The organism is Arthrobacter sp. BPSS-3, from assembly GCF_044628475.1.
GTDB lineage: Bacteria > Actinomycetota > Actinomycetes > Actinomycetales > Micrococcaceae > Arthrobacter.
Genome location: NZ_JBIMMV010000002.1, coordinates 536,297 through 548,660 on the forward strand (window position 1 = coordinate 536,297; position 12,364 = coordinate 548,660).

Consider the following 12,364-nt stretch of genomic DNA (forward strand, 5'->3'; position numbering starts at 1 on the left):
TCCCTAGGCGGTCCACCGAAACGCTTCGCTCGATGAAAAGCAGCACCCATGTCCTAGGAGTCTCCTGGTTGGCGCTTTCCCTGCTGTGGGGAGGGGCTTGGCAAATGTATTTATGGGCAATAGTTGGTCTTCTCGGTCTTGCTGAGTCCGCACTCGTTGAGAAGGAGATCGCCCGTAGGGCACTTGATGGCGGGCAGAGGTACTGACTTTTCGCATCGAATTCGGCAACTGGCCAAGCGTCTTCGCTCGAGAACCACAGGGTTGAACAGGCCCGGTTTGGCCTTGGCGTCGGGTGATCGAACGGCGCCGCTAAACAGTGCGGAGTTTGTAGCGGGTGAGTCTCCGGCCAGGCTGCCGGGCACTGGCAATTGCCTCCTTGGCGGTGAGGATCTTCCTGGGGCTCATCCAGCCCTGTGATGGTTTGTGAAGAACGTACCCGCCCCCGATCGCCACAGCAGCGTGCTGAACCAATCCGTCCGGCGAGCGCCAGACGAGCACCGTTCCGGCGTCGTCGTCGGAGCCACCCGGGGCGGCGGTCGAAGACAGCCACTCCTCGAATGGCTCCCGCAGCATCCACCTCCCGGCAGCGTCGGACCGGCCCGCTGCCGCCATGACGGTCCCAAGACAGTTAGGGCCGCTGGCATGGGGAAAGGTGCCCGCGAGTGCCCTAGCCCCGGGAAGAGCCGCACGAGAGTTCTCCCAGATATGTTCGGGAACCTCCAGATGCCTGCTAGGTCTGCGACCGTGGCGAAGATATTCATCGAGGACCGGTATCTCATGTCCTTCCAGCAGCGAGGGCCACCACACGAAGCGATGTCCGTCAGCCTGGGCAGCTGCCTGGGCGCGAACTTCAGCAGGGGCGCTTCGGACGGAGGGGATAACTTGCCTCGCGAACGTGATCTGGTTGTGCAGGAGAACTGCCCGCGCCATTCGTCCGAGATCATTGAACTCTTCTTCGCTCACCAGAACGCAGACCAGGTAATCCGGGACGTTGTAAATCTCGAAGGTATCCCGCAGTTCAGCGTCGAGTTCTCCTCGTCGGGGTTCGATACCGATGCGACTCGAGCCTTCTCTGGGAATGAGGAAAGGCTGATGCGTAGGAGCGAACCACGCGGCTTGGCGGGCCATCAGTTCGGGCCCTAGTTCAATCCCGAGCGAGAACATCGTCTGTCACCTTCCCGCCTTAGTTTCCCGTCAGCTCCCCGTTGCTGCCTGACATTCAGGACATCCTATGGCTTCAGGCGGTCGGGCATCGCCGTTTTACTGCCCTCTGAGAAACCGCTTCGGAGATCAGGGTCTTAGGCCGAACACCGGCAGAGAATCTTCAGCAGGTGGCGATTTGTCGAGACGCCGAACAAAAAGTCTTACAGTTACCGCATGTCGGTCATCCTGGAAGTTATTGCGGCCGTGGTTCAAGGGCTCACTGAAGCCGCTGTGGATCTTTTCTTGCACCGCGGCTCAGCCCATCATGCGGAGGACAGCTGATCTGCACCGGTCGACTTCTGCCGCCCGGCGCGTCCGGCCACGATGCGGAGAATCCGGGCCTCCGAAGCGTCGAATGCGGGATGGGCCAGGAGGGTTTCTGCGTGAGCGTTCAGCAGGACCCCGCCGCCTGTCAGCATGTGCTTGATCTCGGACCGCGTGCGGCCGTCCACTCGAACCAGGATCCCGTCATCGGGGAGTCTATTGGGCACTTGTTGATTCTCCTTCACGGTCTGTCCGCGGCCGGACGATGTCGTCGCGGGTCGCTGCGTAAAGGACCATGTCACACCGTTTCCCGGCAATTTCCTGGTGACTGCGGAGTAGTCCCTCGCGGCGGTAGCCGCTTCGTTCTGCGGTTCGCATGGACCCCACATTCCAAGGCTCGATAAACAGCTCGACCCGGTGCAGCTGTTCGATGGACCAGGCGAAAGCGGTGAGGGCTCCGAGGGCTGCCGCCGCGATCCCGGCGCCCCTGGCGCTGGGGACGACCGCGTAGCCTGCTTGCGCGCGTCCTTGGCCCAGATCCCTGGTCCAGAGCCCGATGTTTCCCACGGCCCGGTCACTCGTCAGCTCGGCGATCGAAAAGGAGAACCCCGAGCCATTGGTGAAACGCTGCCGCTGCCGCGCGATCCACGCAAGAGCCTCCTTCAGGGTGGCGTTCGCGGGGAGGCTTCCCACCGTCGGGACGTATGGATCCCGCGATAGGGCCATGGCCATGGCCGCGTCCGCATCCGTGAACCTGCGCAGACGGATGGGGCCCTGTTCCGGGTGGGTCGCTGGCCAGGGTGGCATGTCGCCGCGGGTGTTCATTGCGCCAGTCTGCCATCGCCCGGGTTGGCGATCGGGGACGCCCCGTCGACGTCAACGGCGGTGTCGGCTCCCTCCGCGGATGGTGCCTCGCCGGGGGATGATAGGAATGCGGGCTAACGTAGGGGAGCGGCGTCGACGTCGGCGCAGACAGGTGAGGAGTGCAGGTGTCCGGAGCATCCAGTGAGAATGGTCCCTTCTTCCACGGCACGGTCGCGGATCTGCGGGTGGGGGACCGGCTGACTGCGGGCCGACGGTCGAATTACCGTCCCGAGGTCGTGATGAACCACATCTACTTCACGGCCCTCGTCGATGGCGCCGGGTTGGCGGCGGAAATCGCTGCAGAGTTGTCCGACGGCGCGTTGCGCCCCCGTGTTTACGTCGTCGAACCCATCGGGGCGTTTGAGGACGACCCGAACGTGACGGACAAGAAGTTTCCGGGCAACCCCACCCGGTCGTATCGGAGCGCTGAGCCGCTGCTGATCACCGGGGAGATCTTTGAGTGGACCCGGCTTACGCCCGAGCAGCTGCAGATGTGGCGCGAACGGCTTTCGGTCCTGTTATCCGACGGCCACGGCGAAATCATCAACTAGCAGCTCTTTCTTGTGAGGAACCTGTCCCACGCCGAGCAGTGCAACCGCCGGCAGCACGACTTTTCCGTTCGTGGTGATGGGGGAGACCAGCCGCAGGTACTCCCGGTGCATGGCGGCCTGAACGGATGGCGCCTGGCTGCGAACCATCTTGCCGATTCCCCCGACGCCGCCGGCCGGACCGGCCCACAGGTCTTCGGCATCGATCATGAAGTCCCATGAGAGGATTCTCGTCTGCACGGCTTCCAGGCCGGGCCGTTGGAGCAGCACCCGCAGGCCCGGTTCGGTCCGATCAAAATCCTTGTCCACCGGAAGTCTGCCCTGGCCGGCTGCCGTTACCCCGCTGGCATTCACCACGTCCGCCCACAGGGTGTTGATGGCCGAAAGCTCGGAGGGCCAGACGGTGACACCGACCGTGCCCTTCGGCCGGCACACCCGGATGAGTTCGACGACGGCGGCGCGAGGATCCCCGACATGGTTGACGACGAAATTGGCGAGGACGGCGTCAAATGCAGACGAGGGGAGTGGCAGGCCAGGCAGTCCGCCCAGAATCAGGTCGACCTGAGGTGCCGCGGCGCGGGCCATGGAGAGCATCCCGGCATCCGGGTCTACAGCGGTGACGTCGGCGCCCAGTTCGATCGCCGCCGCGGCGAGGTTTCCATTTCCGCACCCGACGTCGGCCACCCTGCGACCAGACAGTGGGCCAAGGATCCCGGCTGTTGCCTCAAGCAACGGAGCGATGGTACCCGCGCACAGGTGGGCGAAACTCTGCGCGTACGAAGGCCCGACGCCGGTCCAGGCATCTGCGCTAATTTGATCGGCTCCTGCTGCTGCCACGAATTCCCCCTGGGTGATAATTCCTTACCGGCATCCAGTGTGGTCTACGTGCAGTGAGAAAGCGGTGAGGACTCGGTACGCGGAGCCCAAGAAGACACCTGGGCGAGGGGGTAATTCAGCATTACTTTACATAATGTTGATTATCGGCGTTGCGGCCAGGAACCCGGGAGGGGCTTAGCGCAGTGCCGCTGTCAGTTCGATTTCCACGCGCGCGTTGAGCGGAAGTTCAGCGACAGCCACCGTGGTGCGCGCCGGAAACGGCTCATTGAAGATGTCACGGTACACCGAGTTCATCGCCGCAAAGTCAGCCATCGACGTCAGGTACACGTTGACCTTGACGACGTCGTCCCAGCCCAGGCCGGCTTCGGTCAGAACCTGCTCCAGGTTGTGAAAAACCCGCCGGGTCTGTGCTTCAGCGTCGCCGTCCACCAGTTCGCCGGTGGACGCATCGATGGGCGTCTGACCGGACAGGAACAGCACGCCCAGTCCGGGTGCCGTGGCGGCCTGTGAATACGGTCCAATGGGCTTCGGTGCCGTCGATGCGAGAACACTCTGGCGGGTCATGGACACCAGTTCCTTTCCTGCGGTTGAACTTTCAAGGGCTTAGTTGTCTGCGGTCTAGTGGCGCACGTAGGTGGCCAGATGTTGGCCCGTCAGCGTGGACCGTGCGGCTACCAGCTCAGCCGGTGTGCCCTCGAAAACGATCCTGCCGCCGTCGTGCCCGGCACCCGGACCCAGGTCGACGATCCAGTCCGCGTGCGCCATGACCGCCTGATGGTGCTCGATGACGATCACCGACTTGCCCGAGTCCACCAGCCGGTCCAGCAGCGCCAGAAGGTTCGCGACGTCGGCCAGGTGCAGTCCGGTGGTCGGCTCGTCGAGGATGTAAATGTCGCCCTTTTCGGCCATTTGGGCCGCCAGTTTAAGCCGCTGACGCTCGCCGCCGGACAGGGTCGTCAGCGGCTGGCCCAGGCTCAGGTAACCCAATCCCACGTCGGCGAGCCGGTCCAGGACCTTATGGGCGGCCGGGGTGGCTGCCTCTCCCCCGCCGAAAAAGTCCTTCGCCTCGGCCACGGACATCGCCAGCACCTCGGCGATATTCCGGCCGCCCAGCGTGTACTCCAGGACGGAGGCCTGGAAGCGTTTGCCGTCGCATTCCTCGCACGTCGATTCCACCGTGGCCATGACACCCAGGTCCGTGTAGATCACGCCCGCGCCGTTGCAGGCCGGGCAGGCGCCCTCCGAATTGGAGCTGAAAAGCGCCGGCTTGACGCCGTTGGCCTTGGCGAAAGCCTTCCGGATGGGCTCCAGCAGCCCGCTGTAGGTCGCCGGGTTGCTGCGCCGCGAACCCTTGATGGCGCCCTGGTCAATCACCACCACGCCGTCGCGCCCGGCCACCGATCCATTGACCAGCGAACTCTTCCCGGAGCCGGCGACACCGGTCAACACGCAGAGCACGCCCAACGGCAGGTCGACGTCGACGTCCTTGAGGTTGTGCGTGGACGCGCCGCGGACCTCCAATACCCCCACCGGTGTCCGCACCGGGTCCTTGACCGCGGCCCGGTCATCCAGGTGCCGGCCGGTAACGGTGCCGCTCCCCCGCAGCCCCGCCACGGTGCCCCGGTAGACCACCTCACCGCCGCCCGCTCCGGCGCCGGGCCCCAGGTCGATGACGTGGTCCGCGATGCCGATGGTCTCGGGTTTGTGCTCTACCACCAGCACCGTGTTGCCCTTGTCCCGCAGCTGCAGCAGTAGCCCGTTCATTCGTTCGATGTCGTGCGGGTGCAGGCCGATCGAGGGCTCATCGAAGACGTAGGTGATGTCCGTCAGCGAGGATCCCAGGTGGCGGATCATCTTGGTCCGCTGCGCCTCTCCCCCGGACAGCGTCCCGGCCGGCCGGTCCAGGGACAAGTACCCCAGGCCGATCTCCGCGAAGGAATCCAGCAGGTGCTGCAGGCCGCCCAGCAGCGGCGCCACGGACGGTTCCCGGAGCTCCCGGATCCAGCCGGCCAGGTCGGTGATCTGCATGGCGCAGAGTTCGGCGATGTTCTTGCCGTTGATCCGCGCGGCCCGGGCCTCCTTGCTGAGCCGGGTCCCGTCGCACTCCGGGCAGGACTGGAATGTGACCGCCCGCTCCACGAAGGCGCGGATGTGCGGCTGCATCGCCTCCGGATCCTTGGACAGCATGGACTTCTGCATCCTGGGGATCAGGCCCTCGTAGGTGAGGTTGATACCCTCGACCTTGATCTTGGTCGGTTCGCGGTACAGCAGGTCATCCAGCTGCTTCTTGGTGAACTTGTTGATCGGCTTGTCCATGTCGAAGAACCCGGAGCCGCTGAAGATCCGGCCGTACCAGCCGTCCATGCTGTAGCCGGGAATGGTCAGCGCCCCGCCGGCCAGCGACTTGGTCTCGTCATACAGGGCGGTCAGGTCGATGTCGGACACGGACCCCATGCCCTCGCACCGCGGGCACATGCCGCCCAGGTAGACGACGTTCTGCACCACATTCTTCTCCACCCGGCCGGACTTCTCGGTGCTCATGACACCGCTGGCCTTGCGGGTGGGGACGTTGAAGGAGAATGCCGTGGGCGGCCCGACGTGAGGGGTGCCGATCCGGCTGAAGAGGATCCGGAGCATCGCGTTCGCGTCCGTGGCGGTGCCCACCGTGGACCGGGGGTTGGCGCCCATCCGCTCCTGGTCCACGATGATCGCCGTCGTCAGCCCCTCGAGGAGGTCGACGTCGGGGCGCGCCAGGGTAGGCATGAACCCCTGCACGAAGGCGCTGTAGGTCTCGTTGATCATGCGCTGGGACTCGGCCGCGATGGTGGCGAACACCAGCGAGCTCTTGCCGGAGCCGGAGACGCCGGTGAATGCGGTCAGGCGGCGCTTCGGGATCTCGACGCTAACGTCCTTGAGGTTGTTCTCCCGTGCCCCCTGCACCCGGATCAGGTCATGGGTGTCGGCGACGTGGACCGCCGCCGGGGCCGGCTCCCCTGCTGGTGTCATGCTGCCGCGTCTCCTTCCATTGGGCGTGCAGGGCCAGCTTAGAACAGACGGTGGTGTTATTGGGCGGGAACGACGACGGCGGGCGCCAGCCGCGGCCAAGACGCCATTGTCTAATCCGCCGGGCTCCCACAGAATGAACCATGACGGTCTACCTGAGGTCCCTGGAAACTGCTGTCCCGCCCACTGTCCTGATCCAGTCCGAAGCCCGTGACGTCTTCGCCGCCCAGCCGGGCCTCAGCAGGCTCGGAGCCCGCCTGGTGGCCACCTGTTTCGACGGCGCCGCGATCGATACGCGCTACACCGCCCTCGACGAACTGACCACGCGCAGCACCGCCGCCGACCCGCAGTTCTTCGACGCCGCCTCCGGACTCCTGCTCAGCCCCGGCACCAAGGCCCGTAACGACATCTTCGCCGTCGAGGCCAGCAAACTCTTCATCGAGGCCGCGGAGAAGGCCGTCGACGCCTGCGCCGGCATCGCCCGGGAGGACATCACCCACCTGGTCACCGTCTCCTGCACCGGGTTCTTCAACCCCGGACCCGACTACAAGATCGTCCGCGGCCTGGGCCTCAAACCCTCCGTCCGGCGGTACCACCTCGGGTTCATGGGCTGCTACGCCGCGTTCCCGGCGCTGCGGGCTGCCGCCGCCTTCTGCGAGGCGGATCCGGACGCCGTGGTGCTGGTGGTCTGCGCCGAGCTCTGTTCGCTGCACGTGCGCACCTCGAACGACCCGGACACCATCATGGGCTCGGCCCTCTTCGCCGACGGGGCCGCCGCCGCCGTCATTACGACCCGGGACGTTCCGGACGCGCCGGCGCTGATGACCCTGGACCACTTCGAAACCGTGCTCACCCCCGTGGGCGAGGAGGCCATGGCCTGGAACATCGGCGACGCCGGCTTCGAAATGGTGCTGGGCACCTACGTCCCGCACATCATCGACGAACACATCGTCGGCGCCCTGGAACCCCTCCTGGCCCGTGACCCCTCACTGACCCGTGCCGCGTACGGCGACATCCGGCACTGGGCCATCCACCCGGGCGGCCGCAGCATCCTGGACAAGGTCGAGGCCCGGCTGGGCCTCAGCAAGGAGCAACTGCGGCCGGCCCGGGAAACGCTGCGCAACTACGGGAACATGAGCAGCGCCACGGTGCTCTTCGTCCTCCGGCACATCCTGGACCTTCCCGCCAATCCGGGAGCGGACGACGGCGACGGGCGCGGCGAGCGGATCTGCTCGATGGCGTTCGGTCCGGGGCTGACCGTGGAGACCGCGCTGTTCACCAAGGTCACCGGGTGGCGGGAAGATTCGCCACGCGCATCGGAGCGGGCCGCCGCGGCAGCGACCGCCTCCGCCCTGGTCTGAGAGCTTCCGTGCTGCTGAGTGACCGGGCGGCCGATGCCGTCGAGGAAATGGACCGGGACGACTGTGACCCCGGCCGGCTGGAGCGCACCTACGCGCAATTTGACCTGGTAAACCGCGCCGTCTCGGGCTGGCGGGGGATCTACCGGCAGCACCTCAGGCCGCTTCTCGCGGCAGGGACCCCGGTGTCCCTGCTGGACGTCGGCTGTGGCGGCGGAGACGTCGCCGTCCGGCTGGCCCGCTGGGCCGCCCGCGACCGGCTTCCGCTGCGGGTCACGGCCGTGGACCCGGACCCGCGGGCCGCCGCCTTCGCCGAGGCCCGGACCGCCGCGGGGAAGGCTCCAGGAGTCAGCTTCCGGAGGCAGGACACCACCGGGCTCCTGGCCGCCGGGGAACGGTTCGACATCGTGGTCTCCAACCACGTCCTGCACCACCTCCCGGACGACCATCTGCCCGCGTTCCTGTCCGAGTCGGCGGCGCTGGCCGGCCGGCTGGTCCTGCACAACGACCTGCGGCGCAGCGCACTGGCCTACGGGCTGTTCTCCGGCGCCGCCCTGCCGTTCCGGGGATCCTTCATCCGGGCCGACGGGCTGACGTCCATCCGCCGCAGCTACACGCCCGCCGAACTGCGCGCCGCCGCTCCCCCGGGCTGGACGGTGCGGCCCGGCTTCCCGTTCCGCAACCTCCTGCTGCTGGAGCGCCCCGCCAGTGAGGTCCCTCCCGGCAGCGGGAACCCTCAGGGTGCGTCCGACGATTCCGCGACGCCGGGCCGTCGCCCGTGATCGACGTCGCTATTGTCGGCGGCGGGCCCGTCGGCCTGTTCCTGGCCACGTTGCTTCTGCAGCGCGGGATATCCGTCACCGTCCTGGAACGCCGGACCGCCGGGACCGCCGGGCACTCCCGCGCCATCGGCATCCACCCGCCGGCCCTGAGCGCCCTGTCCCGCGCCGGCGTGGACCAGGAGCTGATCCGCCGGGGCGTCCCGATCCGGCGCGGAGTGGCGGTCAACGCGGGCCGGACCCTGGCGGAGATGAGTTTCGACGCCGTGCCCGGGCCCTACCCGTTCGTGCTGTCCCTGCCGCAAAACAGCACGGAAGAGGTCCTGGCGGCCAGGCTGCGCGGCCTGGACCCCGGGGCGCTCCGCTGCGGGGTACGGGTGACGGGCCTGGCGGGTAGGGGGCGGGAGGGCGGCCCGGTGCGGGTGCGCACCGACAGCGCCGGGCTCGTGGACTACCTGGAGGCGTCGTTGGTGATCGGCGCCGACGGCGTCCGCTCCGTTGTGCGCTCCGCCGCGGGCCTCGGGACACACGGCATGGACTACCCGGACCGGTACCTGATGGGCGACTTCGACGACGGCACCGACCTCGGCACCGACGCGGCCCTCTTCCTCGCCGCCGACGGGATCGTGGAGTCCTTCCCGTTGCCGGGCCCGCAGCGGCGCTGGGTAGTGCGCATGAATGGCGGTACGCCCGCGGGCGACGGGGCTCACGGGCTGGCCGGGGAGGTTCGACGGCGCACCGGCGTCAGCGTCGACGCTGGCAGCAACACCATGCTGAGCACCTTCGGCGTCCGCTCGCGGCTGGTCCGGCGGATGGCCGCGGGGCGCTGCGTCCTTATCGGGGACGCCGCCCACGAGATCAGCCCGATCGGCGGCCAGGGCATGAACCTCGGCTGGCTGGACGCCGTCGAGTTGGCCGGCCTCATCCCCTCGTTACTGGCCACCGGGCGGTCCACTGACCCGTCCATGGTGCCCGAGTTGCGGGCGTTCGAGCACCGCAGGCTCAGGGCCGCGGCCCGTGCGGTGCGGCAGTCCGAGATCAACATGGCCTTGGGACGGCCGTTGCCGGCGGGACTCCTCGCGGCCCGGAACGGGGCAATCGCGGCGGCTGCGTCAATTCCGGCGCTGAACCGGTGGACGGCCCGCCGCTTCACCATGCACTGAGCCTCTTCACCGTGCGCTGACGTGCGGGCGGCGCCTACTCGGGGGTGTAGTAGCAGTCGTAGCTGTGCTGGCTGATGATCAGGCCGTCGCGGAGTTCGAAGACCGAGGCGGTCCGGGCGCGGATGGTCTCACCCTTGTCCCACAGTGGCAGGTCCAGCTGCAGGACGGCCGACCATTCCGCCTCCACCACCACGCGGTTCTCCTGGCAGGTGGTCCGGCGGACGTCGAAGTGCTGCCCGATCACGACCTCGCCGCTGCGGTCTGCGGCGGCAAGAACCTGGTCCCGGGTCCGGGTGCTCCCGGCGGGGGCCAGCAGGTGGGGCGCCTCCGTCAGGACATAGTCCTCGGCGAGAAATGGCTCCAATGCGGCGGACCCGGTGCCGGACTCGATGGCACGGAGCAGGCCCAGCACACGGTCCAGGGGCGCGGCGTCAGTCATACCTTGAGACTAACCGAACCGGACCTCGCACCTCCCGTGCCGGCAACGAGAGGTGCCGGCACCTGCCGTGGTACGGCACCCGCGCCTACACTGGCCGCATGGGCAGCGCTCCGATCCGTCGCAGGCCACCGCCGGAACGGCGGACGGCACAGAATCAGCCACGTCGGGCCCGCGCCGCGCTGACACTCGCGCCGCTGCTGGTGTCCGTGTTTCTGGCCGTGGCCTGCACCGGTCCCACGGGCCCCTCCACCACGGGGACGTCGTCGCCGGCCGCACCAACGCCCGGGTCCTCCGTCCCCGCCACCGCGTCTGCCCCTACCGGCACCCCGTCCGCTGCACCCGTGACCGTGGCGATGAACCAGTTCCGGGACAACTACAGCAAGCAGATCGTGGAGATCCAGCTGACCAACACCACCTCCGCCGTCCTCACCGTCGAGGCGGCCGACGTGACCACCGGCCTGTTCGCCGGCGCCATCGGCTGGGCGACCCCGGGCGGCGGGACCGAACTGCCGCCGGGCCAAGCCAAGAGCCTCCCAGCCCCGCTCCCGGCCGCAGCCTGCCCGGCGGCCGGCGAAGCATCCGGCAATGCCGGCACCGAGGCCACGGGTGCGTCATCCGGCAGCGAAGCGAAGGCCGGCGAGGCCACCCTGCGGCTCCGTGACACCACCGGGGCGGTCAGCCAGGTCACGGTTGCCGTCACCGACCCCTTCGGGGTGCTGACCCGGAACAACGACGAACAGTGCGTGGCGCAGGCGGCGAATGCCGTCGCGGGTTTCCGGTTCGCCCCGGACCTGCGGCCCACCGCAGACGGCCGCGCCGCCGTCGTCGACCTCGTCATCACTCCGCGAATCGCCGGAGATTCGACGGTGAAGCAAACGCTCACCATCGATGGCGTCGGCGGCACCACGCTGCTGGAGGAAGATGCCGCGGCACCGTGGCCGCACGGACTGCAGATCACCGCCGACCAGCCCGAACGCGAGGTCCCGCTGGGGCTGCGGCCGGCACGGTGCGACCCGCACGCCGTCGCCGAGGACAAGGTGGGCACGCTGATACCGCTCCACGTCACCGTGGCCGGCCGGGCAGGCACACTCAAGATCGCTGCCGGGCCGGCGCTGCGCGGCAGGATCTACGATTTCGTCACCGCCGCGTGCGGTCGCCAGTAGTCTGGAGCCATGCCAGCAGACGCCAGCAACCTCAGTCCAGACACCGATCCCACCAGCGCGGACACCGATTCCGCCGGGACTCTCTCCCTCGACGACAAGATCCGGGAAACCGTCCACCGGATCCTCGAGGCCGGGGTGCTGCCGCCGATCGTGCAGGCCGGCCACCCAGTGCTCCGGCAGAGCGCGGCCCCGTTCACGGGGCAGCTGGACGCCCCCACCCTGTCCGCCCTGATCGACCTGATGCGCCGGGCAATGCACAAAGCGCCGGGGGTGGGTTTGGCCGCCCCGCAGCTGGGCATCCCGCTGCGGCTGGCAGTGCTGGAGGACACGTTCGACGTCGACCCGGAGGTCGCTGCCGTCCGGGGTCGGCAGCCGCTGGAGTTCTTCGCCATGCTCAACCCCAGCTACGAACCCCTCGGCACAGAGCGAAAGGCTTTCTACGAGGGGTGCCTGTCCGTCAACGGACTGCAGGCCGCCGTCCTGCGCCCCGAATCGGTGCGCCTAACCTTCACCGACCCGGACGGCGAGGTGAAGACCAGGGAGTTCACCGGCTGGCAGGCCCGGATCGTCCAGCACGAGACGGACCACGTCAACGGCGTGCTGTACCTGGACAGGGCAGAACTGCGGTCCCTGACCACCAACACCGAATACGCCGCCCGCTGGGCCCAACCGGACATCACAAAGGCCCGGCAGGAACTGGGATTCCTGCCGGGCCTTGGGTGACTCGCGGCCCTAGGGCCTGG

The 12,364-nt window shown here is 67.8% G+C and carries 13 protein-coding genes; 6 read left to right on the forward strand and 7 right to left on the reverse strand.

Annotation, left to right across the window (positions count from 1 at the left end; all coding sequences use genetic code 11):
• Window positions 1-309: 309 nt before the first annotated feature.
• From ACFVY3_RS05545 to ACFVY3_RS05555, 3 genes are all read right to left on the reverse strand, one after another.
• Entirely contained in the window at window positions 310-1,164 is an 855-nt protein-coding gene (locus ACFVY3_RS05545; RefSeq protein ID WP_400159014.1) for a hypothetical protein, read from the reverse strand.
• A gap of 302 nt (window positions 1,165-1,466) precedes the next feature.
• Entirely contained in the window at window positions 1,467-1,694 is a 228-nt protein-coding gene (locus tag ACFVY3_RS05550; protein WP_400159015.1) for a hypothetical protein, read from the reverse strand.
• A complete protein-coding gene (locus tag ACFVY3_RS05555) occupies window positions 1,684-2,292 on the reverse strand; it encodes a GNAT family N-acetyltransferase (protein ID WP_400159016.1) in 609 nt (202 codons plus the stop codon). Before ACFVY3_RS05555 ends, ACFVY3_RS05550 begins: the two co-directional genes overlap by 11 nt.
• 164 nt (window positions 2,293-2,456) lie before the next feature.
• Between ACFVY3_RS05555 and arr the strand changes: the two genes are divergently transcribed.
• Window positions 2,457-2,882 (forward strand): NAD(+)--rifampin ADP-ribosyltransferase, encoded by a 426-nt coding sequence (gene arr, locus ACFVY3_RS05560; RefSeq protein ID WP_400159017.1) that lies wholly within the window; start codon window positions 2,457-2,459, stop codon window positions 2,880-2,882.
• On the opposite strand, the gene ACFVY3_RS05565 is transcribed toward arr, so the two are convergent.
• The 3 genes from ACFVY3_RS05565 to ACFVY3_RS05575 all read right to left on the reverse strand — a co-directional run bounded on the left by ACFVY3_RS05565 (window position 2,850) and on the right by ACFVY3_RS05575 (window position 6,722).
• Window positions 2,850-3,716, reverse strand: a complete 867-nt coding sequence (locus ACFVY3_RS05565) for a class I SAM-dependent methyltransferase (protein ID WP_400159018.1) — start codon at window positions 3,714-3,716, stop codon at window positions 2,850-2,852. The genes arr and ACFVY3_RS05565 overlap by 33 nt on opposite strands.
• Window positions 3,717-3,890: 174 nt before the next feature.
• A complete protein-coding gene (locus ACFVY3_RS05570; protein ID WP_290257819.1) occupies window positions 3,891-4,280 on the reverse strand; it encodes a RidA family protein in 390 nt (129 codons plus the stop codon).
• A gap of 54 nt (window positions 4,281-4,334) precedes the next feature.
• The gene (locus ACFVY3_RS05575; protein WP_400159019.1) at window positions 4,335-6,722 is read right to left on the reverse strand and encodes an ATP-binding cassette domain-containing protein; all 2,388 of its coding nucleotides are present in this window, start codon (window positions 6,720-6,722) and stop codon (window positions 4,335-4,337) included.
• A 140-nt stretch (window positions 6,723-6,862) separates the two neighbouring features.
• On the opposite strand from ACFVY3_RS05575, the gene ACFVY3_RS05580 reads away from it, so the two are divergent.
• Genes ACFVY3_RS05580 through ACFVY3_RS05590 form a run of 3 tightly spaced genes read left to right on the forward strand, consistent with a single transcriptional unit; the run spans window position 6,863 to window position 10,019 of the window.
• Window positions 6,863-8,080: a type III polyketide synthase gene (locus ACFVY3_RS05580; protein WP_400159020.1), complete on the forward strand. Its 1,218-nt coding sequence runs from the start codon at window positions 6,863-6,865 to the stop codon at window positions 8,078-8,080.
• Between the two features lie 8 nt (window positions 8,081-8,088).
• Entirely contained in the window at window positions 8,089-8,859 is a 771-nt protein-coding gene (locus tag ACFVY3_RS05585; RefSeq protein ID WP_400159021.1) for a class I SAM-dependent methyltransferase, read from the forward strand.
• Window positions 8,856-10,019: an FAD-dependent oxidoreductase gene (locus tag ACFVY3_RS05590; RefSeq protein WP_400159022.1), complete on the forward strand. Its 1,164-nt coding sequence runs from the start codon at window positions 8,856-8,858 to the stop codon at window positions 10,017-10,019. The genes ACFVY3_RS05585 and ACFVY3_RS05590 overlap by 4 nt, the downstream gene beginning before the upstream one ends.
• A gap of 34 nt (window positions 10,020-10,053) precedes the next feature.
• On the opposite strand, the gene ACFVY3_RS05595 is transcribed toward ACFVY3_RS05590, so the two are convergent.
• The gene (locus ACFVY3_RS05595; RefSeq protein ID WP_400159023.1) at window positions 10,054-10,458 is read right to left on the reverse strand and encodes a nuclear transport factor 2 family protein; all 405 of its coding nucleotides are present in this window, start codon (window positions 10,456-10,458) and stop codon (window positions 10,054-10,056) included.
• A gap of 98 nt (window positions 10,459-10,556) precedes the next feature.
• Between ACFVY3_RS05595 and ACFVY3_RS05600 the strand changes: the two genes are divergently transcribed.
• Both ACFVY3_RS05600 and ACFVY3_RS05605 read left to right on the forward strand, forming a co-directional pair.
• The gene (locus ACFVY3_RS05600) at window positions 10,557-11,621 is read left to right on the forward strand and encodes a hypothetical protein (protein ID WP_400159024.1); all 1,065 of its coding nucleotides are present in this window, start codon (window positions 10,557-10,559) and stop codon (window positions 11,619-11,621) included.
• A gap of 9 nt (window positions 11,622-11,630) precedes the next feature.
• Window positions 11,631-12,344, forward strand: coding sequence for a peptide deformylase (locus ACFVY3_RS05605; protein WP_400159025.1), 714 nt, complete (start codon window positions 11,631-11,633; stop codon window positions 12,342-12,344).
• Window positions 12,345-12,364 lie beyond the last annotated feature (20 nt).